Origin of the sequence: Rhizobium sophoriradicis (assembly GCF_003939025.1) — a bacterium.
In the GTDB taxonomy this organism is placed as follows: domain Bacteria; phylum Pseudomonadota; class Alphaproteobacteria; order Rhizobiales; family Rhizobiaceae; genus Rhizobium; species Rhizobium sophoriradicis.
Map to the genome: position 1 here is coordinate 350,294 of NZ_RQIH01000004.1, position 22,998 is coordinate 373,291.

A 22,998-nucleotide genomic window follows, 5' to 3' on the forward strand; every position below is an offset into this window, starting at 1 on the left:
TTCAGTTACCTTTAATGCGTGCCCGAAGCTTGAGGAGATAAGACCTGGCCTTCCAAGCGAATAGCGCAAAGCTGATGTTTACAGCCACTGCAACGGTGACAACGGTCGCAAGCGCCCACAGACTGCCGCTTAAGAAGCTGCCGATAGTCAGTAGCAAGACATCTGCGACGATCAGCACTCCCCATCCTGGTCCGGCGTTAATTTGACGTTGCAGGGACAGCAGCGACGCGCGCCGAGATTGCTGAAGCTCCATCGCCCGGGCTATAAACTTGTTGAGCGGATAATTGGCTTCCCGATCCTTGATCGAAAAGCACACCTCCAACTCGTACTGGACGTCATCCAGAAAAGCGCGGAACCTACGAAGCCCTCGAAAGCTGTCGTAGAGCGCACCCTTCCTTTTGGGATCGGCCAACAAAAAGTCGAGAAAGTGGTCTTCGTCGTAGGGTGCGCCCGGCGTCGCGCGGTGCTTCTCGAAAAGGCGAAGAATTTTAGTTCGGGCTTCAGTCATGCTTGCTTCCCCAACGTCCAACTCGTTGTTCAATGATAATCCTTGCAAAAACCCGTTGCGCCGATTTCCGCATGTTTGATTGTTACGCCAGTCCGAACGTCTCCTTTTTCACACACCCACACCGTTAGCGGATTCTGTCCGGACGCGGCAACCTTGCCGTCGAACCTGCGGCAGATTCCGACGGAGGATCGGACGCGTCGAAGGTGGCAAGCGGCTATTCCTGCTCCAATGTGCGACAAACAGGTGTTTTTAGACACCCGCCATCCTTAGCGTATATCTTTGCCCATTTTATGTGACGGACCCGGGTGGCTTGGCGCCATCCTCAGGTCGGGCCGATCAGCCCGAGGGGCTGGCTTCCGAGCAAGGCGGCAACCGAGATGCTGCCGCCGGGCTCGATGGGTTTTCCGGTCAGCAGATCCGCCTTCGACCCGTGAAGAGGGGAGGGCGCCGCGATCGCCGTGTCCTCCCAGAACTCCGGACCGGCAAAAAGCACGCCGGGATCGAGCCAGCCGAACATCATTCGGGGCACGGCGACGATTGCGAAATCGCCTTTATGCACCCGGGCAAAGGCGAGCAGATGGTCGCGGCGGCTGCCCGTCGCCTTCAACGGCAGATAATCGCCTTTCAAAAACAGAGCCGGGTGCCGCCGGCGCAGCTGCAGGCCAATGCTGACGATGCGCTGCTTCAACGCCGCCGCCTGTAGCTTGGCGATTGGTCCGGCTTCAGCAAGCCAGGCAGCCAGCTGTTCGTGGTCGACAGGTCGGCGATTGTCGGGATCGACAAGACTGAAATCGAAACCTTCCGCGCCCTGGTAAATGTCGGGAATGCCCGGTGCCATCAGCTTGAGCAGTGTCTGCGACAGGCTGTTGACGTAGCCCGCCGCAATGAAGGGCTGCAGCACCCTTTCGAAATCTTCGAGAAAGGCGTCATTGTCCGGCGACACCAGCGCCGCAGCATAATTGGTGACGGCCTCCTCATAAGCGTCATCCTGTTCCGTCCAGGCGGTGCGCAATTTCGCCTCGCGCACCGCCTTGACCGCGTAGTCGGTAAAGCGGGCGCGCAGCTCTTCCATCTGCCCTCTGTCGAAATCCTCCGGCCAGACGCCGGCAAGCGCCTGATAGAGCATCCATTCGGTATTCGGCTCCGGTGCCGCACCATCCGGCAGATCCTTCAGCCACGCCCGGTTCATCTCACGCCAACGCGCCACCGCCTGGGCAAAAACATCCGCGCCCTCGCTCAAGGCATAGAGCCTTGCGCGTGCATCCTCGCCGCGCTTGGTGTCGTGGGTCGCCGTTGCCGAAAGCCCATGCGGCTGCAGCCGCGCCCGCTCGGCCATGCGGCGGTGGAAGCCGTCCAGGCCCTCGGGCGGCTTGCCCGGTTCGCTGCCGACTTCGTTTGCGGCAAGCAGCCGGTTATAGCGGTAGAACAGCGTATCCTCGGTCGCCTTCGCCATGACCGGCCCGCTCAATTGCTGGAAGCGGATCCGGAATTCATGAGCCGCATCACCGTCGATCCTGCCTTCGAGAAGCTTCAGCACATGATCGAGCGCGCGCCGGTCGTCGAATTGTTCTCCCATGACTTGCGATGCGGTCGCGGCAAGGACAGCCGAATCCTGCCAGGATAGCGGACCGCCGTCGCCATAGGTGCGGTAGACGGGAAAGGCGATCAGCAGCGCGCTGATAGCGGAGGCGATCTCTGCTCTGTCGAGTTCGGGAAAGATGCCGGCCGCGATCGTTGTCAGCCTGCCGGTCTCCCCGGCGAAATTGCGCTCCACCATCTGTCGCCTGGCAAGCCGCCGACCCTCTTCGTGATCAGCCGTCTCGCCGGCGAGGCGGCGATAGGCATCGTCCAAGATGCGCAGTCCGCCGGCATCGATGAAGAGTTCGCTTAGCGCGGCAATGAATTCATATCCTGTGGTGCCCGCGACCGGCCAGCTCTCCGGCAACACCTCGCTTGCTCCGAGGATCTTTTCCACCACGATATAGATATCGGCTCCGACCGCTGCCCGAAGCCTGTCGAGATAGGCCTTGGGTTCGGCGAGCCCGTCGACATGATCGATGCGCAGCCCCTGCACCTTGCCCTGGCGCACCAGCTCGAGCACCAGCCGATGGAGGTCGTCGAACACCGGGGGATCTTCGACGCGGGTGCCGACCAGTCCGGTCACTTCGAAAAAACGGCGATAGCTCAGATGCCGCGCCGCCTCCTTCCAATGGGTGAGGCGCCAATGCTGTTCCTCATGCAGGCTTCTGAGAAAGTCATGATCGGACGAAACGTCCTCGAGTTTTTGCCGGAGGATCGCCCGATCGCCGCCTTCGAATAGGATATCGCGCAGCGCGCGAGCAAAATCCGCCCCCGATGTGACGGCCGCCTCCGCCATTCGCATGGCGACTGGATCGTCGAGGCGGTTGGCGAGCGCACCGTAGCTGCTGGGGTTCAGCGGCAATAGGGTCTGGAAGTAAGCCAAGCCAAAGTTGCCGTGCGTCTCGTCGAGCACGAGACGCAATTCGCCTGCAGCCAGCGCCTCTTCGAAGTTCTGGCCGAGCTGCGGCAGGGTCAGCGGCTCGCTCCAATCGATATCGAAGTGGCCGGCATAAGCGCTTTGCCGACCGAACGTCAGGACGTCGCGCCACCAGCCGTTTTCCGGCGAGGCGGCCATATGGTTCGGGACGATGTCGAGGATGAGGCCCATGCCCGCCGAGGCGAGGTGCTCGGTCAGCCGGTCAAAGCCTGCCCGGCCGCCGAGCGCGGGGTCGATGTCGTTGGCGTCGGTGACGTCATAACCATGGGTCGAACCGCTGACGGCGGTGAAGATGGGTGAGGCGTAAAGGTGGCTGATACCGAGCGTCTTGAGATAGGGAATAAGAGCGCAGGCGCGATCGAAGGTCATGCCGTTGCGGAACTGTATCCGGTAGGTCGCTGTCGGAAGTGTCATGAGCCCGTCTGACGTTGGAGGGAGATTTCTTCCAACGGTTGCCTCCGGGCTTTGGTTCCTTCAGTCGATGAAAACGCCCACACTTGCGGCTCGTCCGGCTGAATCGATGACGGTCAGCTTCGAATAGCCGCCGCCATCGGGCTGCCATTGTTGGGTGCGCCGACGCGATAGGTCAGGCAGCGGCTTGCCGTTTGCAAGCCAGCGGAAGGGCGCGCGGCCGCCCTGCAGCTTCAGCATCAACGGCGATAGATCGCCGCCTTTTGCGCCGAGATCGATATGGGCGCCTTCGGGCGGATAGACGATCTGCGGCGCGGGTTCGCGCCCGGAGGCGACGAGCAGGCCGCTGGCATTCAGCGCAAAACGCCGCTGGCTGATCGGAAGCTCCGATTGGGCGATGCGGACGGCCCCGGCGGGGGGCCGCGGCAAGGGTGTCGTCGCGATACCTGATTTGGCAAAAGCTTCGAACAGGATGGGTGCTGCGGTGCCATAGCCGGTCAGACCCGGCACGGCGCTGTTGTCGGGCCGGCCGACCCAGACGCCGAGCACATAGCGCCCGTCATAGCCGACCGACCAGGCGTCGCGGTAACCGTAGCTGGTGCCGGTCTTGTAGGCGATGCCGCGCTGCGGCGCGCCGGCGGGGGGAATGACGCCGGAGAGGATATCGGCGACGTTCCAGACCGCGACCGGCTCCAGCAGCGGTTCGCCGTCGAGCTTATCAGGTGTGCCGGTTATGCCGTCGCCGAGCCGTGCCGGCTGGCCGCGATCGGCGAGCGCCGTATAGAGCTGCACCAGATCCTTGAGCGTGATGCCGACGCCGCCAAGACCGATCGCAAGACCGGGCGTCTCGTTCGGCGGCAGAACCGGGCGCACCTCGGCACGGCGAAAGCGCACCATCAGCCGTGACGGGCCGACGGCGTCGAGCAGCTTGACGGCGGGCACGTTCAAGGAAAGCTGCAAGGCCTCGCGCACGGTGACGTCGCCCTGATAGCTCATGTCGAAATTGCGCGGCCGGTAGCCGAAGAAATCGGCCGGCCGGTCTTCGATGATCGTCTCCTGAGAGACAAGGCCCTGTTCGAAGGCGAGCCCGTAGATGAAGGGCTTCAGCGTCGAACCGGGCGAGCGGTTGACGCGCGTCATATCGATCCAGCCGGAGCGGCTGGCGTCGAAATAATCGGCCGAGCCGACCTCGCCGACGATCGTGCCGGTCTGGGCATCGGCCATCACCATGGCGAGCGAAAGCTTCGGTCCGAGCTTCATGGCCGCCGCCCGGGCGACCGCTTCCAGCCCTTGTTGCACCTGCTTCTTCAAGGTCGTCCGATGCTTGAGGACATCAGGCTTCTTGCGAAGCGCGGCTTCCGCGACATGGGCGGCCAATGCCGGCAGCTGCATGCGCCGCATGGGGATCGCGACAGCTTCGGCCCGCTCCGCCTCGCCATCGCCGACGGCCTCGGCCACTGCGGCCCGCTCCAGCACGCGTTTGCGCGCCCCTTGCGCCGCCTGGAGATTGCGGTCCGGCCGGCGCCGTTCCGGCAATTGCGGCAGGGCGACGAGCAGGGCGGCTTCGGCGACGGTCAGGCGGCGCGGCTCCTTGCCGAAATAGGCGAGGCTTGCAGCGCGCACGCCCTCCAGATTGCCGCCATAGGGCGCATGCGTGAGATAGAGATCGAGGATCTCGTCCTTCGACAGCCGCCGTTCGATCTGCACGGCGCGGGCGAGCTGCAACAGTTTTGCCGCAAACGAACGTTCCGCGCGCGGCTCGATCAGCCGCGCCACCTGCATCGATAGCGTCGAGGCGCCGGAGACGATGCGGCCGTTGCGGACGAATTGCAGGCTGGCTCGCCCGAGGGCCCAGACGTCGACGCCGCCGTGATCGTAGAAACGCTGATCCTCATAGGCAACAAGCATGCGCAGGAATTGCGGATCGACATCGGCGGCCGTCGTTTTCAGCCGCCAGCGGCCTTCGGCCGTCGCGAAGGCGCGCAGCAGCTGCCCGTCGGCATCCAGCACTTCCGGGGAAACCATATCCGCCTTGTCGAGCGGCGGCGGAAAGGCCTTGTCGGCGGCGTTGAGCGCGAAGAGGGCCGCGCCGGCAAGAAGAATGCCGGCGGCGGACCCGATCGCAAACTTGTGCCATCGTCTCATTGTTGCGCCGCTACGACCTCCATCTTGCCGGTCGCCGTGCGGGCCGAAAACTCCGGCCGATACATATCCTCGACGCTTGCTGCCGGATGGTCGTAGGTGCCGGGGGTGACGGCGCGCACGACATAGGCGACGTTGAATTCGCGATTGTCGCCGGCCGCACCGTTGAAGGCGGCGACGAAGCGGTCGTAGCGGAATTCCGTATGGGCAGCGGAGATTTCGCCGATCCAGTCGAAATTCGTCATCTGGGCGCTGTCGACGAGGTTGGGATTGTCGATCTCGAAACCGGCGGGCAGGAGATCGGTGATGACGATGCGCGACGGCCAGTCGTTGGTCTCGCGCACATGGATGACGACTACGTAGCGTTCGTTCTGCTTCGCCTCGCTGACATTCGCTTGCTCGCCGTCGAGCGTGTAATAGCTGCGCTCGATGAGGAAGCCATCGCCGCCGGCCGGCAGCGGCACGGTCGGGGCGGCAACGGTCGTAACGATGGCCGAGACCGCGTCTTTCGTCTGGTTGGTCAAGGTCAGCGGATGGTCGGCGAGTGCCTCGCCGGCCATCCGGGCCATATAGGCGCCGGTGTGCGCCGCGCCATTGACGTCGATCTTCAGGCCGTCATCACCGCCCTGGATGGCGCGCGCGGCAAGCAGCATCCAGGTTTCTTCCTGGGTGCTCTTGTATTTGCTGCGACCCCATTCCTTGGCGACGGCCTTGGCAAGATCCGGGATGACAGGCGGAACCGGCCGGCTTTCGGCAGCAAGCGCCAGGATCGCCGCGCCGTCGCGCAGGATCGTGCCGTAATCGGTCCGCGACAGGTTCACGCGCGACACCATCGACTGCTGCGACATCTGCAGTGCGTCGACGAAGATGTTCTTCGAACGTTGGGCGTCGCCATAAAGCGCCAATGCGGCGGCGATATGCGCCTTGGCGAGCGGCGTCGGGAAGTCGTTGATCATTGTATCGGCGTAATAACGCAGATCGCTGATCGCGGCCTTCTTGTTGCGGGCAAGGACATAGACGGCATAGGCGATCTGGTCGCCCTGGCCCTTGATGTCGGTGGTGTAGGAGAGCGTATTCTGCAGGTTTTCGAGTGCCTGCACGAAGGCCCTTTCCGGCACGTCATATTTCATTTCGCGGGCTCGCGTCAGGAAATCGGTGACGTAGGAATCGAGCCAGACGTCGCCCGAATCCGGCCCCCAGAGGCCGAAGCTGCCGGCCGAGGCCTGATAGGAGAGCACGCGGTAAATCGCATCCTGCACGCGCTTCTGCACGTCGGCGTCGTTTTCGATGCCGGCCTGTTTCGCCACTTCGGCGAAGTAGAGCAGCGGCAGCGCCCGGCTGGTGGTCTGCTCGGCGCAGCCGAAGGGATAGCGGTCGAGCGTCATCAAGAGCGCCGGAATGTCGAAGGCGGCCGAACGGGTAACGTTGACGCTGATTGCCGCCCCGGGCAGCACGCTGTCTGCAAGCAAGTTCTTGTCGACGGTGAGTTTTGCCCCCGGCTTCAGCGCCAGCACCCTCCGTTGGGTGATCGGCAGGGCTGCCGGGCGTACCGGCACGTCGACGGTCTGGTCGAGCGACAGGCCGGAGGCGTCGGAGAGGTTGATCGAGACGCTGCCTGCGCCCGGCTGCTTGCCGATGAGCGAAAGCGTCAGTTCCGTCTTTGCGCCGGCCGCGAGGCTGATCGTCTGCGCGGCTGAGGCCTGCTCGATGCCGACCGCCTCATCGCCGGTCAGCTGCAGTTTGAAGTCGCCGGCCGGCGCATCGGTATTGGCAATGTCGAGGCGCAGATCGGCCTTGTCGCCGGGGGCCAGGAATTTCGGCAGGCTCGCGGTGACGACGACGGGATCACGGATGATGACATCCTTGACGCCGTGGCCGACACCGGTCTTCGACCATGCCACAGCCATGACGCGCGCCGTACCGTTGAATTGCGGGATATCGAAGGAGACGTTGGCCTTGCCTTCGGCGTCGAGCTTCACCGGGCCGGAGAAGAAGGCAACGAGCTTCTGCGTCGGCGGGCTTGCCTGCAACGCAATGGCGCCGCCGTCGCCGCCGGTCCTGAGCTTGCCGGTCGCACCCAGCGAACCGTCGATCAGCCGGCCATAGAGGTCGCGGATCTCAAGGCCGAGCTGGCGCTGGCCGAAATACCAGTCCTCCGGATTCGGCGGTTCGTAGCGCGTCAGGTTGAGAATGCCGACATCGACGGCGGCAACCGTGACATAGGCATCCTCATTGGCGCCCGCACCAGCCACCTGCAGGCCGATGTTCAACGGTCCGCGCGGCAGCATCTTTTCCGGTGTGTCGAGTTTGACCTGCAGAGCGCGCTGTTCGGGATCGACCTTCAGCCATTGGATGCCGATCGAGCGCATCGGCATGTGGCTGTCCTGCGCGTCGCCGGGACGGAAGAGGGTCGCGGTCACATAGGCGCCGGCGCCCCAGTCTGATGTGACGGGGATGTCGACCTCGCCGCCGCTCTCGCCGATCGTCGCATTCTGCACGGCGACGAGCTTTTCGGTTCCTGATGTTACCATCAACTCGCCGCCGTAGCGCGAGGTGACTTTCAGCTTGGCCGTCTCGCCGATCTTGTAGCTGTCCTTGTCGAGGGCGATTTCCAGCCCGTCCGGCGTTTCGGTCGAGGTCGAGGCGACGAACCAGCCGGCGTCGAATTCGACGCTCGAGGTCGGGCCGTCGGCATCCGGGCTTTCCACTTCGAGGCGATAACGGCCCCATGTTACCGGCACGGAGATCTTGCCGCCGTCCAGTGTCGCATCGACGCTGCCGTTGGAAATCTGCTCGGCGGTATAGACCGGCTCGTATTTCCACGCCGTTCCCTCGCGATACCATTGGTATTCGCGGTTGAGGCTGTAGAATTTCCAGCGCAGGCCCTTGCTCTCCTGCTTCTTGCCATCGGCGCTGACGCCGATCACCGTGAAGTTGGCGATCGAATTCTCGGGCAGTTCGTCGGAAAATTCCGGCTTGATGCCGATCGAAGCGCGCTCGTTCTTCACCGGAATGACAAGCGAGCGTTCGATGGCGCGTCCGCCCGCTTCCTGCATCCTGATATAGACGGTGGCGTTGAGCAGCTGCGTCGTCGCCGGCAGCTCGCCGACGGTGAGATCGGTCGAAGCTTGCCCGTTTTCGTCGAGCCCCGGCAGACCGTCGATCGGCAGGCGGGAATCTTCGCTCGCCTCTTCGTCGGCGAGACCGAACAGAAAGCCCTTATAGGCGGCGTTCTCACGCGTCGGTTTGACGACGACATCGCCTTCAAGCGTCAGGCCGGCGGCCGGGGCGCCATAGAGATACTTGCCCGAAATGGTGACATTCGCCGGCGTATCCGGGCCGATTTCCTTGGCCTCGGTCTTGATCTCCATGTCGGTGCGATCGGGCACGAAATCATCGACGAGGAAACTCTTGCTGGCGATCGCACTGCCCTTGGGATCGGTATAGATGTTCATCGTCCAGGTGCCGCGCATGGCGTTTTCCTGGGTGGCGAAATCGATGGAATAACCGCCGAGGTTGCTGGTCTGGCTGACGATCCGCCGGTCTTCGACGCCGTCCGGGCGGCTGAAAATGAAGGTGAGCGGCAGGTTTTCGATGGCGTTGCCGTCGGTGTCGCGGGCAAGCGCCTGGGCATGCACCGTTTCGCCGGCCCGGTAGATGCCGCGTTCGGTGAAGGTCAAGACGTCGATCGCGCCGGGTGCGGCGCGACCGGTGACGCCGCGGTCGGAGAGGTCGAAGCCGGCCCGGGTCATATCGAGGAAGACATAGTCCGACGTGCCGTTCCTGGCGGCGATGACGGCGGGCGTCAGCGCCGCCGTGCCGCGGATCAGGCCGGCGGTGAAAGTGGCGCGGCCGTTTTCGTCTGTTGTCGCGGTGCCGAGCACTTCATTGTTCTTGGCAAGCAGCTGCAATTCGACGCCTGACATCGGCTTGGCCGAGGCAAGCGAGCGGGCGAAGACGTTGAGCCCGTCCGTGCCGGCATAGGTGGTGATGCCGATATCGGAGACGAGGAACCATTGCGTCGCCTGCGAATTCCACTCCTGCGCCGGGCCGTTCGGCGCCGTTGCCGTCATGACGTAGATGCCGGGCTTGCGCTCCGGCAGCGCCTCGTCGACCGGGAAGCTGGTGACGATGTCCTTGTTCAGCTCGTTGGCGATCTCGATCGAGCCCTGCCAGACGAGTTCGCCGCTCTGGTCCTGGATGTTCTGGGCGCTGTAGCCGTCGAGCTGGCTGAGGAACTGCGAGTTCGTCAACAGCGGCGCAATGGCGCGATCGCCGATGCGGTAGAGCTTGAGGTTGGCCGACGTCATGTTGACCGAGACGATCGGGATGCCGCGGCGCGCCGTCGAGGGCAGCACGAAGCTGTCGCCGGTAAACCGCACCATCTGACTGCGGTCCTTGATATAGACGTCCACGGTGACAGGTGCGTCGAGGGTCTCGTCGACGGACGACGGCAGCCCGGTGCGGAAGGCGATCTTGTAGGTCTCGCCATGCGTCAGTCCTTCGACGCAGATCTGCTTGTCTTTGGTTTCCAGCGCCTTGGGGGCCGCGCCGTTGAGCGTCACAAAGGGCGTATAGTCGGTGGTCTTGACGAGCGCTTCGGAGAAGGTGGCGCAGGCGCGCGGCGTGGCGCTGTCGGCGTCGACCGTGTGTTCGGTGATGCGGAAGCCCTGCGTCGCCTTCAGCTGCAGATAGGCCGCCTGCACATCGTCGGAGGCAACGAGCGCCAGGCTCGCCTTGTAGGCGTAGAGGGCAGGGCGGTAATTGGCGTTTCGGTCCAGGGCGTCGGCGAGCACGGCGAGCGCCTCGGCGCGCTTAGGCTTGGTGCGGGTCAGCTCGTAGCCGTTCAGCGCGTCGAGCACGGCCTGGCCGCTCGTGCCGGTCTGGGCGCTGCCGAGCGTAGCGGCGGCGCGGGCGGTTTCGAGCCAGAGATCGGCATCCCCGGGCGTGATCGACAGTGCGCCATGAAAGGCGATCAGCGCGTCGGTCAGATTGTTGGCGGTCATGTCGAGACGGGCGCCGGCCGTCAGGCTGTCGACGCTCTGGCCCTGCTGGGCGTCGGTTAGGGCAAGATTGTCCCTGAAGTCGTGGGCCTGCTGGATCAGGTCGTCGGCCAGGAAGGTCAGCCGCGGCGCCGCGCCGATATCCGGCTCCTTCTGGGCGGCGGTCTCAACGATCTTGCCGGCGATGGCGCCGGGGAAGGCGTTCATCGTCTTGAAATCGGATTTCAGGAAGCACCATTTCACCTTGGGATTGTAAGTGAAGGCCTTGCAGCTCTTGTCGCCGATGCAGGAGGTCTTGCACTGATCGAGCGAGACGTTCTGCTCGGTGCGAAGATCGAAGCCGAAGAAATCGGCGTCCTTGATCGTCTGGATGTCACGCTTGGTTTCCGCAGCGGCGGCTGGAAAACTGACGGCGATCATCGACAAAAATGCGATGCTGGCGAAAGCGAAGAACGAGCGCACGGACATAGGTTCCCCCCAAAGGATACAGGCGATGCTGGCTCTGACTGGCCGCACTCTCCTCACTCCTCACGAGATTGTCAACTCAACTTGAGGGTTGTTTCACCTTCGCACAGGGGGCTTTCTTCGAGCTGTCACATCGGCGTGAGCAACCGCTTTGTGATTTGCCGCATTTGCAAGGGTGAGCAAGGATTTGGGCGACCCTTTGGAGGTAGCCCGATGTCCATCTCTTCCAACCGTCGGCGCCTCGCCACGTTCCTTGCCGTCGCGGCCGTTTTGCTCGGTGCGGATGTAGCCGCCGCTGCCGAAGAGGCGGTCGTGATCCCGCCGCCTGCTATCGACGAAGCCCCCGGCTCGGGCACGCAGACCGCCATTTTCGCCGGCGGCTGCTTCTGGGGCGTCCAGGGCGTCTTCCAGCATGTGAAGGGTGTCGAAAGCGCCGTCTCCGGTTATGCCGGCGGCACGGCCAAAACGGCGCAGTACGAAATCGTCAGCACCGGCTCGACAGGCCATGCCGAAGCCGTCGAGGTGAAGTTCGATCCGAAACAGGTCAGCTACGGCAGGTTGCTGCAGATTTTCTTCTCCGTGGCGCATAACCCGACGCAGCTGAACTTCCAGGGACCGGACCGGGGCACCCAATATCGCTCGGCGCTGTTCGTCCTCGATCCGCAGCAGCGCAAGGTCGCCGAGCGTTATATCGATCAGCTCGACAAGGCGCATGTCTTCCCGCGGCCGATCGTCACCAAAGTGTCTGAAACCACCGGCTTCTATCCTGCCGAAGCCTATCATCAGGATTTCCTGACGCTCAACCCGACCTATCCCTATATCGTCTATAACGACCTGCCGAAAATCGAGAACCTGAAGTCGCTGTTTCCCGCCGACTACCGCAGCCAGCCGGTCCTCGTCGGCAAGACCAGGGGCTGATTGACCCGTCAGGGCATGATGTCGATGGGTGTACGGTCGGGGACGCGAGCCCAGATATCGCGCATTTCCGCATTGGTGACGGCAATACAGCCATCGGTCCAATCCCAAAGGCGATGGGCTTCGCCAAGCAGGCCCCAGCCATTGGGCAGCCCGTGAATCATGATGTTGCCGCCGGGCGGAAAGCCGTTCACATTCGCCGCGCGCTGCTCTTCCGGCTTCGGATAGGAAATATGCAGGCTCAGATGCGCCATCGATTTCGGATTGCGCCAATCTATTTCGTAGCGCCCTTCAGGCGTCTTCTCGTCGCCTTCGCGTTGTTTGGGGCCTGCATCGGCAGCACTGCCCAGAGAAATTTGATAGGTCGCGATGGGAGCGTCGCCTTTAAGGAGAACCATGCGGCGTTCGGATTTATAAACGCGAATAAGATCGGCGCGCTGGTCCACCGGTGCGTCCGGAGGCGGCGAGCCTGAGCCGATGCTGGCCATCACCTTGGTATAGGCGAAAAGGCCAACGGCCACGATCGCCAGCACGACAACCTTGTTTCTCAAGCCGATCCTCAATCATCGAGCCAATGAATAATCATATCGTGTCATCGCGCCCTCAACTAGAGGTGCGCGCCCAAGATCGGCAATTGTTTTTTGCCTTGCCGGCGGCCTGTTAAGAATTCATCAACGTTAACAATATGTTAAATCAGGAAAATCGCGTTTCACTGCGGAACATATCTGCAAGTTCCTCGTTTCGACAATGAGCTTCGGGCAGGCACAGCGGCCGGAGCGGATCCTTCTTTCGAAGTATGTGCGTAACAAGGGGGCGGTATCATGGCCACCAATGTCGTGCGGCGCTGGCAGCGAGATGATCTCATGAACCAGCGCGTCTTGATCGTCGAAGATGAATTCCTCATCGCACTCGATCTCGGCGCGACGGTGGAAGGCATGGGCATGCAGGTCGCCGGCTTGGCGAATGATCGCGAACAGGCGCTGCGGCTGGCGCCGTCGGCCGATATCGCCTTCGTCGACGTCAATCTTGCCGATGGCCCGACAGGTCCCGAGCTCGGCAGGCGGCTGGCGGAAGAGCATGGCATCGCCGTCGTGTTCATGACCGGCAATCCCGAGACCGTCGCCGACGGCGTCAAGGGCGCGGTCGGGGTCGTCCAGAAGCCGGTCATGCCTTCGGTTGTCGAACAGCTGGTGAAATATCTTGCCGCGCGCCGCGCCGGAATGTTCGCCGTCGTGCCGGCGCAGATGACGGTTTTTGGCTGATCAGCCGGATACGGCTGCCAGTTGCGGCTGAGCGCCGGACTTGTTCGCCGCCGGTCGGCCATAGGCCCTGAGAAAAGTACGAACGGCATTGCGGGCCGCCTTTTCCAGCTCCGCGTCGGTTGGTGTTCCCCCGAAAAGCGTCAACATCTGCAGGTCGGCATTGCCGAGCGCGACGAACTGCCGGGCGGCGACGTCGAAATCGTCGATGACGAGCGCTCCTTTTTGCGCCAGCCGCGCGAGAAGCGCGGAAAGCGCGGTGGTCAGCTTGCCGGGCCCCTGCTGGCGCCAGCTTTCGAAGAGATGCGGGTATCGCTCTCCCTCCGTCTGCACCAGCTTGCGCAGGAATTTTCCGTCCTGATTGCAGATGCAATTCTTGTTGAGGCGCACGACGAAGGCGGTCAGGTCGTCCTCCAGATTATCGGCGTCATCAGGGAAGGCCGACAAGACGGAGAAGAGCATGGCATTGGCGCGGTTCATCACGTCCTCGACGACGGCGACGAACAGCGTTTCCTTCTCGCGGTAATGATTGTAGATCGTCTGGCGGGAGACACAGGCGACGGCGGCGATCTCGTCGATGCTGGCTGCGGCGAAACCCTGTCGGCAGAAAACGTCGGCTGCGGCATCGAGGATTGACATGCGCTTGGCACATTGCCCGCGCTGGCTATGCCCCGTCATCCGGACTGCCGGTGTCATGCGATCTTTCATGAGAGCGAAGATAAGACGTCTTGACGTTTTAGACAATGGCGTCTAGTTTTACATCAGTGTCCAAATTTATTGACACTCCTGCTTCCCAGCTGAAGATGTGAGCTCCCAACTTCGTCTTCGCGCGAACAATTATCATTGAACCCTAAGAGCACTGCGGCGAAACGACGATCCGGCGTCTTTGCTGCGCTTTTATGAAAGATCACCATTATGACGGCTTCCTTCTTCCGCATTGCCCTCATTCTCGGCCTTTTATCGGCCATCGGCCCCTTTGCCATCGACATGTATCTGCCTGCGCTGCCTTCGATCGGCCAGGATCTTCATGCCGACAATAACGTCACCCAGCTGACCCTTCTCGCCTTCTTCATCTCCTTTGCGCTCTCCCAGCTCGTCTACGGTCCGATCTCGGACATGTGGGGCCGCAAGCTGCCGCTCTATCTCGGCATCGGCCTTTTCGCGCTCGCCTCGATCGGCTGTGCGCTTGCGACGGATATCGAGACGCTGATCGCCTTCCGTTTCATCCAGGGCATCGGCGGTGCGGCCGGCATGGTCATTCCGCGCGCCATCGTCCGCGACATGCATACCGGCGTTCAGGCGGCGCGCCTGATGTCGCTGCTCATGCTGGTCTTCTCGATCTCGCCGATCCTGGCGCCGCTGACCGGCAGCGCCGTCATCGAGTTTTACGGCTGGCGCGGCGTGTTCTGGGCCGTGACAATGGCGGCCTTGATCGGCCTCGTCCTGCTCTCCACCCAGCTTGACGAGACCCGCCCGGCCACTGAGCGCAGCGGCAGCGGTCTCGGGAGCGCCATGGCCGCCTACCGGCTGCTGCTTTCCGACCGCAATTTCCTGACGCTGACCTTCATCGGCGGCCTCGGCATTTCGAGCTTCCTCGTCTATCTCGCCAACTCGCCCTTCGTGCTGATCCAGCATTACGGGCTGACGCCGACGCAATACAGCTTCGCCTTCTCGATCAACGCTGTGTCCTTCTTCGCGGTATCGCAGGCGACGGGCTGGCTCGGCGAGCGTTTCGGCCTGGTGCGCGTCATGCGGCTTGCCGTCAGCGCTTTCGCGCTGGCCATGATCGTCATGGCCATAGTGATGGCCTCAGGCTTCAACCAGCTGCCGGTTATGGCGACCTTCCTGTTCATCGGCTACGGCTTCCTCGGCCTCGTCATCCCGACGAGCGCGGTGCTTGCCCTTGAGGATCACGGCGCAATCGCCGGCACCGCCTCGTCGCTGATGGGCACGCTGCATTTCGTCATCGCCGCCGTCGCCATGGTGATCTCGAGCCTGTTCTTCGACGGCACCGCCGTTCCGATGGCCGCCGGCATCGCCGTCTGCGCCTTCTTGGCCTTCGTGCTAACCCAGGCAACGATCGGCCGCCGTGCCGCCGTCGCCGCTGCCGAATAGTCAAAGACCAGCCGCACCCGATCACCCGGGTGCGGCCACTAATCTGGGTTGTGGCATCGGAGAAAATACCTCGCTTAATTGAATATTGGCGGCCGGCGCTATCTACGTGCGCTGGATCAAGGATGAGTGCGGCAGCATGATCGCGCCGATGTTCTTCCTGGCTGCCTGCCTTGCGGCCGGCGCCCTGCTGGTCTTCTTCGTGACGCGTCAGCTGTCGAGCCGGGAAGCTGCGGCGGCACCGAGCCGGATTTGAGGCGCCTCTTCAGGACGTCAGCGTGAAGGCGTCGCTTTCGCCGGGAACCAGCTCCATCGGCCAGATCCTGTTGCGGGCGCCCTGCGGATAGTGCTCGGCATAGGCCGGCATGGTGGCGAGCAGGGTTTCGCCGAGCTGGGCGCCGAGATCGCGCAGCGACATGCGGAAGGAGGTCAGCGTCGGCTGCAGGAAATGCGTGCGCGACTCCTCGCGGAAGCCGACGACGGCGAGGTCGCGGCCGGGCAGGATGCCGGCCTCGGCCAGCCTGCGGTAAAGTCCGATCGCCATCAGCTCGTGGATCAGGATGATCGCCGTCGGCCGGTCTTCGATCATCAGCAGTTCGTGGCCGGCCTGATAGCCGCCCTGTTCGCTCGACTTGACCCGGATGACCAGCGCCGGGTCGAAGGCAAGGCCGTGGCGCTGCAGCGCCTGGCGGTAGCTGTCGAGGAAGATGTAGCCGAGATTGATGTCGGAGGAGGGGGCCGCCACCGCAATCCGCCGATGGCCCTTGGCGACGAGCCGGTCGACGCCGCGTGCCGCCACGCCTTCGAAATCGAGGTCCATCCAGGTATAGCTGCCGCCGGACGCGCTCCGGCCGAGCGCCACGAAGGGGATGCGGGCCTTTTCCAGAAGCTCGATGCGCCGGTCGGTGCGCCGTGTCGCCGAGATGATCAGCGCATCGACGAGGCGTCGCGCCACCATGCGCTTCAGATATTCGTGCGGATCCTCGTCGTCGGGGCAGGGCAGCATGACCAGATCGAGCTTGTGGCGGGAAAAGACGCTCTGCAGCCCGTCGGTGACGCCGAGGAAGAAGTCGTCGCTGTTTTCGACCGTCTCGCGGCTGACCTCGAGCATCAGCCCGATGACATTGGTCATGCCCTGGCGCAGGCTGCGGCCCGACTGGTTGGCGACGTAGCCAAGCTCTTCGGCGGCGGCGAGCACCCGCCGGCGCGTTTCCTCATTGACGTCGGGCTTGCCGTTCAGCGCGCGGGACACGGTTCCGATCGAAATGTCGAGATGCTCGGCGAGCTGGCGAATTCCCTTCATCTCTGGCGATCTTCCTCCCTTGCAGCGCCGCGCGTCATCGCCCTTCTTGCCACAGGACGGCGTCTGCGAAAAGCCGTGGGGGAAGAGGTTGCGGTCTGAAGCTCTGGCGGATGACGAGTTCGGGAATGACGCGTTCGTAAGCCGGCGGCGAATCCGGGTTTTCCAGCCGCCGTTCCAACAGCGCGACGGCGCGTTGCGCCATGATCAGCGGGTCCTGGCGGAAGGTGGTCAGCTGATAGCTCAGCCAGGCGGATTCCGGCACGTCGTCGAAGCCGATGACGGCGACATCCTCGGGGATGCGCAGCTGCGCTTCCCGGCGCAGGACATCCATCAGCCCGAAGGCGATCTGGTCATTGGCGCAGAAGACGGCGTCGGGCTTTGTTTTTTCCGCAAGCAGCGCGCGCCCGGCGGTGACACCGCCGTCATAATCGGAATCGCCGCCGCGGGCGAGGGTGACGGGTGCACCAAGCGTCTCCGCCGCCGAAAGGAAGGCGCTTTCGCGTTCGACGATCGCAGGCGTTCCCGTATTGGAGCCGATGACCGCCAGCCGCCGCCGGCCGCTGTCGTAAAACGCCGTCGCCGCCTTGCGTGAGGCTTCGGAGTTGCCGGCGCGCACGTGGTCGGCGCCGGGCTCCGACCGGCCGATGACGACGAGCGGCTGGCCGTTTCGCTGTGCGAGATCGAGGAAGCTTGCCGGCGGCGAACCGGAGAGAATGATGATGGCCTCGGCGCGGTGACCGATCAGCATCTTCTGGGCTGCGAGCAGTTCCTCTTCCGTCTGACCGGTGTTGATGAGGATCGGAATGCTGCCGCGCCGAATCAGCGATTTGGCAAGGGCTGCGGCGAGATGTGCGCGAAAGCCGACTTCCGGCCGGGTCGCGACGATGCCGACGAGGCGGCTCTGATTGGCGAGCACGCCGCGCGCGAGATCATTGACGTGGTAGCCGAGTTCGTCAGCCGCCCGCAGCACCTTTTCGCGCGTGGTCGGGGCGACGCTTGCGCCCGGCGTGAAGGTGCGCGAGACCGCCGAGCGTGAGACGCCCGCCAATTGCGCCACCTGCTCGGCGCTGACGAAGCGCATGCGTTCTTTTTTCGGCGCTTTGCCGGCATTCACGGGACCATCGTTCATCGGCCCTCAGCTATTGCGCGTCTCTGACAGGCAGATGACAGACGGCGGTGCGGCGGGCGGAATTTTTGCTGAGAAAAACCGAGGCTGCAGGATTTTGGGAGATGGCGGCTCGCCCCTCATCCGCCTGCCGGCACCTTCTCCCCGCTCGCGGGGCGAAGGGGTCAAGCTGCGAGCTTTCCGTTCCCCACAGACCTCTCACAGGGCACGTCCCCTCGCCCCGCTTTACGGGGAGAGGGTTAGGGTGAGGGGCAAATCGCAGTAAAGCGGCGATACATCGGATCAAAACCGCTGCAAAAACTTCAGGTCTACTCGCAGACCCGTACGGTTTCAGTATGATAGCCGCCGTCATAGCGGTTGCGGACGTCACGGTCCTCATACCAGCATCTCGAAGCCGGCTCGACATAACGAGGACCATCGACATAGCGCGGGCCTTCATCAACGTAACGCGGGCCGCCATTGGCGATTGCGCCGCCAATCAGGCCGCCGACGACACCTGCGGCTACGCCGCCGGCGATGATGCGGCCGGTATCGTCGTGATGACGGTCACGCGCGGCAGCGGGCTGAATGGCGGATCCAACAAGGGCCGTCGCGATCAACAGGCTGCTAATAATTCTCTTCATGACATTCTCCTCAGTGGCACTCGCCCTCCGGATAAAAGAGAAATGCGGCATCAAATCGTTGGTTCGTTCAAACTTTGCGACAGGCGTTAATGCATCATCCCATATCAGGTCGCCGACTCCGTCGCCGTCGTCTCCTCCAGCACATCTTCGGGAATATCGTCGAAAGAGGCATAGTTGAGGTTGTAGAGCCTGGAATACAGCTTGCCGTTCTTCATCAGCTGGCGATGGTCGCCGCTCTCGATAATTTCGCCGTTCTGCAGCACGATGATGCGGTCGGCCTCGCGGATCGTTGCCAGGCGATGAGCGATGACCAGGCCGGTGCGGTTTTCCAAGAGCTTCACCAGCGCCTTCTGGATCAGCATCTCCGTATAGCTGTCGATATTGGCCGTCGCCTCGTCGAGCACCAGGATCTTCGCGTCCGCCACCAGCGCACGGGCAAAGCTCAAAAGCTGGCGCTGGCCGAGCGAAAGATTGCCGCCGCGCTCCCCGAGAATGCTGTCGTAGCCATCGGGCAGGCGCATGATGAAATCATGGGCGCCGACGGCCTTCGCCGCCTCGATCACCTGTTCGCGCGTCGCCTCAAGCTTGTGGTAACGGATGTTTTCGAAGACGGTGCCGGTGAACAGGAAAGGCTCCTGCAGCACCATGGCGATCTGCGCCCCGAGCGAATCCTGCGTCAGGTCACGCACATCGTGGCCGCCGACCAGCACCTGGCCCTGCTGCACGTCGTAGAAGCGGTGGATCAGCGACATGCAGCTGGATTTTCCGGAGCCCGTCGGCCCGACCAGCGCCACGGTCTCCCCGGGATTGACCTTGAAGCTCACATGTTTCAGCACCGGATGCTTCGGATTGTAGCCGAAGACGACATCCTTGAATTCCACCGAGCCGTCCATGTCGCGCGACAGGGTCTTGGCGTCGGGCGCGTCCTTGATGTCAACAGGCACGTCGAGCACTTCGGTCAGCCGCTGACCCGACGCCATGGCCCGCTGCATCACCGAATATTGCAGGGTCAGCGACCGGATCGGGTCGAAGAAACGCTGGATGTAGAACAGGAAAGCCACGAGCACGCCGACGTCGAGCGCCTGGTTGAGAACGCGGGCGCCGCCGACGACGATAACGAGCGCCATTGCCACACCGGTCAGGCTGTCGACGATCGGCACCATCACCTGCGCATAACGCGCCGCCGTCAAATGCGTCCTGAGGTTGGCATGCGCCTTGTCGTCGTAGAGCGTGAAGTTGACGCCCTGCCTGTCCATGCTCTGGACGGCGCGCACGCCGTGGATGGCTTCGGCGAGCGCGCCGTTCGCCACCGAATTGGTCTCGTGCGCAGCCATGAAGGACTTGCGGGCGAGCGGCAGCCAGAACAGCCGGACGATGAACAGCACCGGCAGCACCGAAAGCGTCAGCAGCCCCAGCTTGAAATCGAGATAGAGCATCACGAAAACGATGCCGAAGAGCAGCACGATGTCGCCGACCGAGAGCACCGAGGTTTCGAGGAATTCCTGCATCGAGTTGACGTCGCCCTGCAGGCGCGACATCAACCGCCCCACTTCGGTCTTGTCCATGAAGGAGAGCGAGACGCGCTGGAGATGCGAAAACATTGCCTTGCGGATGTCGAAGAGCACCTCTTCCGCGACATTGCCGACCAGCGTCTCCTGCGCGTAGCTCGCCGCATAATTGACAAGGATGGCGATGGCGAAGGCGGCGATCGCCGACATCAGCGCCGAAGCATTGCCGCCCGGCGACATGCCGTGGTCGATGGCGTAACGGATGATCAGCGGGATCAGCAATTGCATCGTCGTGAAGGTCAGGACCGCAACGATCGCCCAGAGGACCTGGGTGCGGTAGGGATGGACGAAAGCCCAGATGCGCTTGACGATGTTGCCGTCGAAGGCCTTGCCGAACATCTCCTCCTCGACGCGGTGCGAACCGACCACGGCCCGCGGCGGGCGGCGGCCATCCTCGCGAACGTCGGGACGCTCGGTTTCCAGTTCCTCGGCCATCACATTCCTCCTGCGGCCTCACATCGGGTGGCCCGCACATCAATTGCTTGTCCACTTCTCCCCAGCGGGGAGAAGGTGCCCGAAGGGCGGATGAGCTACACGGCACGCCCTCATTTGCCCTTGGCTTCCGCTCAGCGCACTCGTCGCTATCGCTCCTCGCCCCCTCATCGCCTCGCTCTGCTCGCACTTCTCCCCGACGGGGAGAAGTGGGGCGTTACGCACTCAGCACTTCATCGCCCGGCCGTACCTGCAGGTCGTAGAGCGCCTTGTACCGCCCGCCGAGCGCAAGCAGCGCCTGATGGGTGCCCCGCTCGACGATCCTTCCGTCTTCGACGAACAGGATCTGGTCGGCATGCATCAGTGAGCTCAGGCGATGGGCGACGATGATCGTCACGCGATCGGCGGCATAGCGGCGCATGGCGCTGCGGATGCGCTGTTCGGTGGCGGCATCGATCGCTGCGGTGGAATCGTCGAACACCATCACCGCCGGCTTCAGCATCAGGGCGCGGGCGATCGAAAGACGCTGCCGCTGACCGCCGGACAGCGACACGCCACGCTCGCCGACGACGGTGCCGTAACCGGTGGGCAGGCCGAGCACGTAATTGTGCAGCTGGGCGCTTTCGCTGGCGCGTTCGATACGGCTTTCCTTGGCCCAGGGGTCGCCATAGGCGATGTTGTTTTCGATCGTCGTCGTGAACAGGAAGGAATCCTGCTGCACGACGGCAACGGCGCGGCGCAGCGACTGCAAAGTCGCCTTGCGGATATCCTGGCCGTCGATGGTAATCCTGCCGCCGCTGACGTCGTAGAAGCGCGGAATCAGATGGGCGATCGTCGACTTGCCGCTGCCGGGAGGGCCGACGATGCCGATCGTCTGGCCGCGCTGGGCTTCGAAAGAGACATCGTGCAGCACGGTGCGCTTTTCCGAGCCGGGATAGGCGAAGCTGACATTCTCGAAGCGCAGCACGCCGTCGGTCACAGCCAGCTCCCTGGCATCCGGCGCGTCCTTGATTGCGATGTCGAGGTCGAGCAGGTTGAAGAGCCGGGTGCCGCAGGTGGAGGCGCGGGCAAAGGCATTGACCATCAGGCCGAGCTGGCGCACCGGCATCTGCAGGATGGTCATGAAGGTCAGGAACGAGGCGAGTGTGCCAACGGTGATCTCGCCCGACATGACTTTGCCGCCGCCGATCCAGAGCACCAGGCCCATTGCCGCGAAGAAGGAGAAGGTCATGGCGCTGGTATTGGTGACGCGGATGCCGACGCGCTGATGGGCGAGCGCCAGCGCGTTCTTCGAGGCTGCCTCGAATTTCGTCAACTCGTGCTCCTGCGCGGCAAAGGCGCGCACGACGCGGATGCCGCCGAGATTCTCCTCCATGATGCGGGTCAGCACCGACAGTCGTTCCTGCAGGTCGAGCCAGGTGGCGCGCAGCTTGAGCTGCGTCACCGACGAGCGCCAGCCGACGAAGGGCACGAAGGAGAGCGCCAGAAGCCCGAGCACGACATCGGTCGACAGCAGCATATAGGCGCCGATTCCGATCAGGATCGTGAGCAGGATCATGCGGACCAGCGCGGTGGAAAAATACATGCGCACCCCTTCGAGATCGAGCATGCCGACGGTGATCAGATCGCCGGAATGGACCGTGTCGTGAAAGCTGAAGGAGAGACGCTGGATTTTTTCGTAGCAGGCCAGGCGCAGCTCGTAGCCCATGTGGTGGCCGACGGCTTCGCTGTAGTAGTTCTGCACCATGGTGAAGAGGCCGCGCAGCACGCTGGCGCCGAGCAGGAGCAGCGCCGTCGTCAGCAGCGCGTCCTGCGCCGCCTGGCCCGCCGTACCGCCGCCCATCGCCATCTGCGTGTGGTCGACGGCCTCGCCGAGAAGGCGGGGGATCATCAGCTGGAAGGTCGAGGCGACGAGCGTGGCGCCGATCGCAAAACCGGCCTGCCAGGGGTGGCGGAAGGCCATCACGGTGATGCGCACCAGTGTATAGAGGCCTCGGCCCCAGCCTGCCGCAGTTGCAAGCGCCATCGAAGCCGAAGGCTTCGTCGCGCGGGTTGACGCTTCGCTGCTCACGGTATTTTTTCCAATAGATGTTTGCTCGGACGCTGGCCCGAAAAGACGGCAAATCCATGAAGGGATTGAAAGCACCGTCAGTTTTGCCGATTCCAATTGGCGGTTCAAGTAAAGAATTCACCAACTGGTTATTTTTGCGTGAGGCCGCCTCGCATGCCCTGAACGATGTCGGCCTCACCTCCCGGCCAATCGCCTATTGGGTTGGAGAGGCGATGGGCTCCACCAATTTCGTCGATCTCGCCAAGGTGCCGAAGCTGGCACGAAAAGCAATATTTGGGCGAGGGCAGCTGAGACCGCGTTGCTCCGGAGTGCTCAAGTTCTCCTATTATTCAATAGCTTGCCCCAAGAGACAACAAAACTCTTGCCAGGCGCGCCATTTGGCGCTTTCATACACGACAAGATTGATAGACTAATGGCGAGGGTGATTATTCCTCTCGTTCTGGGTTCGCCTGATCGAACCCCGATGCTGCGGCAGCTGTCGTGAATGGCCGCATGACCCTCATCAACGCGTGACCCGATGTTCATGCGTTGAAACCTCGATC

At 63.0% G+C, this 22,998-nt stretch carries 15 protein-coding genes and 1 pseudogene; 5 read left to right on the forward strand and 11 right to left on the reverse strand.

Annotated features, from left to right (window positions below; all coding sequences use genetic code 11):
- Nucleotide 1: 1 nt before the first annotated feature.
- The 4 genes from EFR00_RS08615 to EFR00_RS08630 form a co-directional block, all read right to left on the reverse strand.
- Nucleotides 2-508, reverse strand: a complete 507-nt coding sequence (locus EFR00_RS08615) for a hypothetical protein (protein ID WP_125462004.1) — start codon at nt 506-508, stop codon at nt 2-4.
- 322 nt (nt 509-830) lie between these two features.
- Nucleotides 831-3,440: a malto-oligosyltrehalose synthase gene (treY, locus tag EFR00_RS08620; protein ID WP_077989536.1), complete on the reverse strand. Its 2,610-nt coding sequence runs from the start codon at nt 3,438-3,440 to the stop codon at nt 831-833.
- A gap of 60 nt (nt 3,441-3,500) precedes the next feature.
- Nucleotides 3,501-5,582: a penicillin-binding protein 1C gene (gene pbpC / locus EFR00_RS08625; RefSeq protein WP_077989535.1), complete on the reverse strand. Its 2,082-nt coding sequence runs from the start codon at nt 5,580-5,582 to the stop codon at nt 3,501-3,503.
- Nucleotides 5,579-11,050, reverse strand: coding sequence for an alpha-2-macroglobulin family protein (locus EFR00_RS08630; RefSeq protein WP_077989534.1), 5,472 nt, complete (start codon nt 11,048-11,050; stop codon nt 5,579-5,581). Before EFR00_RS08630 ends, pbpC begins: the two co-directional genes overlap by 4 nt.
- A gap of 210 nt (nt 11,051-11,260) precedes the next feature.
- On the opposite strand from EFR00_RS08630, the gene msrA reads away from it, so the two are divergent.
- Nucleotides 11,261-11,965: a peptide-methionine (S)-S-oxide reductase MsrA gene (gene msrA, locus EFR00_RS08635; protein ID WP_077989533.1), complete on the forward strand. Its 705-nt coding sequence runs from the start codon at nt 11,261-11,263 to the stop codon at nt 11,963-11,965.
- Between the two features lie 8 nt (nt 11,966-11,973).
- Here the strand turns inward: msrA and EFR00_RS08640 are convergent, their stop codons facing one another.
- Complete coding sequence (locus EFR00_RS08640; RefSeq protein ID WP_040140827.1) at nt 11,974-12,513, reverse strand: L,D-transpeptidase family protein; 540 nt, start codon at nt 12,511-12,513, stop codon at nt 11,974-11,976.
- Between the two features lie 270 nt (nt 12,514-12,783).
- On the opposite strand from EFR00_RS08640, the gene EFR00_RS08645 reads away from it, so the two are divergent.
- Nucleotides 12,784-13,224, forward strand: a complete 441-nt coding sequence (locus EFR00_RS08645) for a response regulator (RefSeq protein WP_077989532.1) — start codon at nt 12,784-12,786, stop codon at nt 13,222-13,224.
- Here EFR00_RS08645 and EFR00_RS08650 read toward each other — a convergent pair whose 3' ends face one another.
- Nucleotides 13,225-13,965 (reverse strand): TetR/AcrR family transcriptional regulator, encoded by a 741-nt coding sequence (locus EFR00_RS08650; RefSeq protein WP_077989531.1) that lies wholly within the window; start codon nt 13,963-13,965, stop codon nt 13,225-13,227.
- 171 nt (nt 13,966-14,136) lie between these two features.
- Here EFR00_RS08650 and EFR00_RS08655 point away from each other — a divergent pair, with 171 nt between their 5' ends.
- Both EFR00_RS08655 and EFR00_RS08660 read left to right on the forward strand, forming a co-directional pair.
- Entirely contained in the window at nt 14,137-15,336 is a 1,200-nt protein-coding gene (locus EFR00_RS08655; RefSeq protein ID WP_077989530.1) for a multidrug effflux MFS transporter, read from the forward strand.
- 106 nt (nt 15,337-15,442) lie between these two features.
- Nucleotides 15,443-15,589 (forward strand): annotated as a pseudogene (locus tag EFR00_RS08660) (MFS transporter); the annotation flags it as partial.
- Between the two features lie 9 nt (nt 15,590-15,598).
- Here EFR00_RS08660 and EFR00_RS08665 read toward each other — a convergent pair.
- The 5 genes from EFR00_RS08665 to EFR00_RS08690 all read right to left on the reverse strand — a co-directional run bounded on the left by EFR00_RS08665 (nt 15,599) and on the right by EFR00_RS08690 (nt 22,564).
- Entirely contained in the window at nt 15,599-16,636 is a 1,038-nt protein-coding gene (locus tag EFR00_RS08665) for a LacI family DNA-binding transcriptional regulator (RefSeq protein ID WP_009993615.1), read from the reverse strand.
- 34 nt (nt 16,637-16,670) lie between these two features.
- Nucleotides 16,671-17,765: a LacI family DNA-binding transcriptional regulator gene (locus EFR00_RS08670; RefSeq protein WP_077989529.1), complete on the reverse strand. Its 1,095-nt coding sequence runs from the start codon at nt 17,763-17,765 to the stop codon at nt 16,671-16,673.
- Nucleotides 17,766-18,070: 305 nt separating this feature from the next.
- Nucleotides 18,071-18,385: a hypothetical protein gene (locus EFR00_RS08680; RefSeq protein ID WP_077989528.1), complete on the reverse strand. Its 315-nt coding sequence runs from the start codon at nt 18,383-18,385 to the stop codon at nt 18,071-18,073.
- 104 nt (nt 18,386-18,489) lie between these two features.
- A complete protein-coding gene (locus EFR00_RS08685; protein ID WP_077989527.1) occupies nt 18,490-20,388 on the reverse strand; it encodes an ABC transporter ATP-binding protein in 1,899 nt (632 codons plus the stop codon).
- Nucleotides 20,389-20,602: 214 nt separating this feature from the next.
- Nucleotides 20,603-22,564: an ABC transporter ATP-binding protein gene (locus tag EFR00_RS08690; RefSeq protein ID WP_183738203.1), complete on the reverse strand. Its 1,962-nt coding sequence runs from the start codon at nt 22,562-22,564 to the stop codon at nt 20,603-20,605.
- Here EFR00_RS08690 and EFR00_RS34190 point away from each other — a divergent pair.
- Nucleotides 22,513-22,869 carry a hypothetical protein gene (locus EFR00_RS34190; protein ID WP_406550256.1) on the forward strand — a complete coding sequence of 119 codons (357 nt, stop codon included), beginning with the start codon at nt 22,513-22,515 and terminating at the stop codon, nt 22,867-22,869. The genes EFR00_RS08690 and EFR00_RS34190 overlap by 52 nt on opposite strands.
- The last annotated feature ends 129 nt before the right edge of the window (nt 22,870-22,998 follow it).

What these genes read in the sequence shown, in the direction of transcription:
- EFR00_RS08630 (WP_077989534.1), bottom strand. Translation starts at nt 11,050, where the DNA reads ATGTCCGTGCGCTCGTTCTTCGCTTTCGCCAGCATCGCATTTTTGTCG.
- EFR00_RS08685 (WP_077989527.1), bottom strand. Translation starts at nt 20,388, where the DNA reads ATGGCCGAGGAACTGGAAACCGAGCGTCCCGACGTTCGCGAGGATGGC.
- EFR00_RS08655 (WP_077989530.1), top strand. Translation starts at nt 14,137, where the DNA reads ATGACGGCTTCCTTCTTCCGCATTGCCCTCATTCTCGGCCTTTTATCG.
- EFR00_RS08670 (WP_077989529.1), bottom strand. Translation starts at nt 17,765, where the DNA reads ATGAACGATGGTCCCGTGAATGCCGGCAAAGCGCCGAAAAAAGAACGC.
- EFR00_RS08680 (WP_077989528.1), bottom strand. Translation starts at nt 18,385, where the DNA reads ATGAAGAGAATTATTAGCAGCCTGTTGATCGCGACGGCCCTTGTTGGA.
- EFR00_RS08665 (WP_009993615.1), bottom strand. Translation starts at nt 16,636, where the DNA reads ATGAAGGGAATTCGCCAGCTCGCCGAGCATCTCGACATTTCGATCGGA.
- msrA (WP_077989533.1), top strand. Translation starts at nt 11,261, where the DNA reads ATGTCCATCTCTTCCAACCGTCGGCGCCTCGCCACGTTCCTTGCCGTC.
- treY (WP_077989536.1), bottom strand. Translation starts at nt 3,440, where the DNA reads ATGACACTTCCGACAGCGACCTACCGGATACAGTTCCGCAACGGCATG.
- EFR00_RS08615 (WP_125462004.1), bottom strand. Translation starts at nt 508, where the DNA reads ATGACTGAAGCCCGAACTAAAATTCTTCGCCTTTTCGAGAAGCACCGC.
- EFR00_RS34190 (WP_406550256.1), top strand. Translation starts at nt 22,513, where the DNA reads ATGAAGGGATTGAAAGCACCGTCAGTTTTGCCGATTCCAATTGGCGGT.
- pbpC (WP_077989535.1), bottom strand. Translation starts at nt 5,582, where the DNA reads ATGAGACGATGGCACAAGTTTGCGATCGGGTCCGCCGCCGGCATTCTT.
- EFR00_RS08645 (WP_077989532.1), top strand. Translation starts at nt 12,784, where the DNA reads ATGGCCACCAATGTCGTGCGGCGCTGGCAGCGAGATGATCTCATGAAC.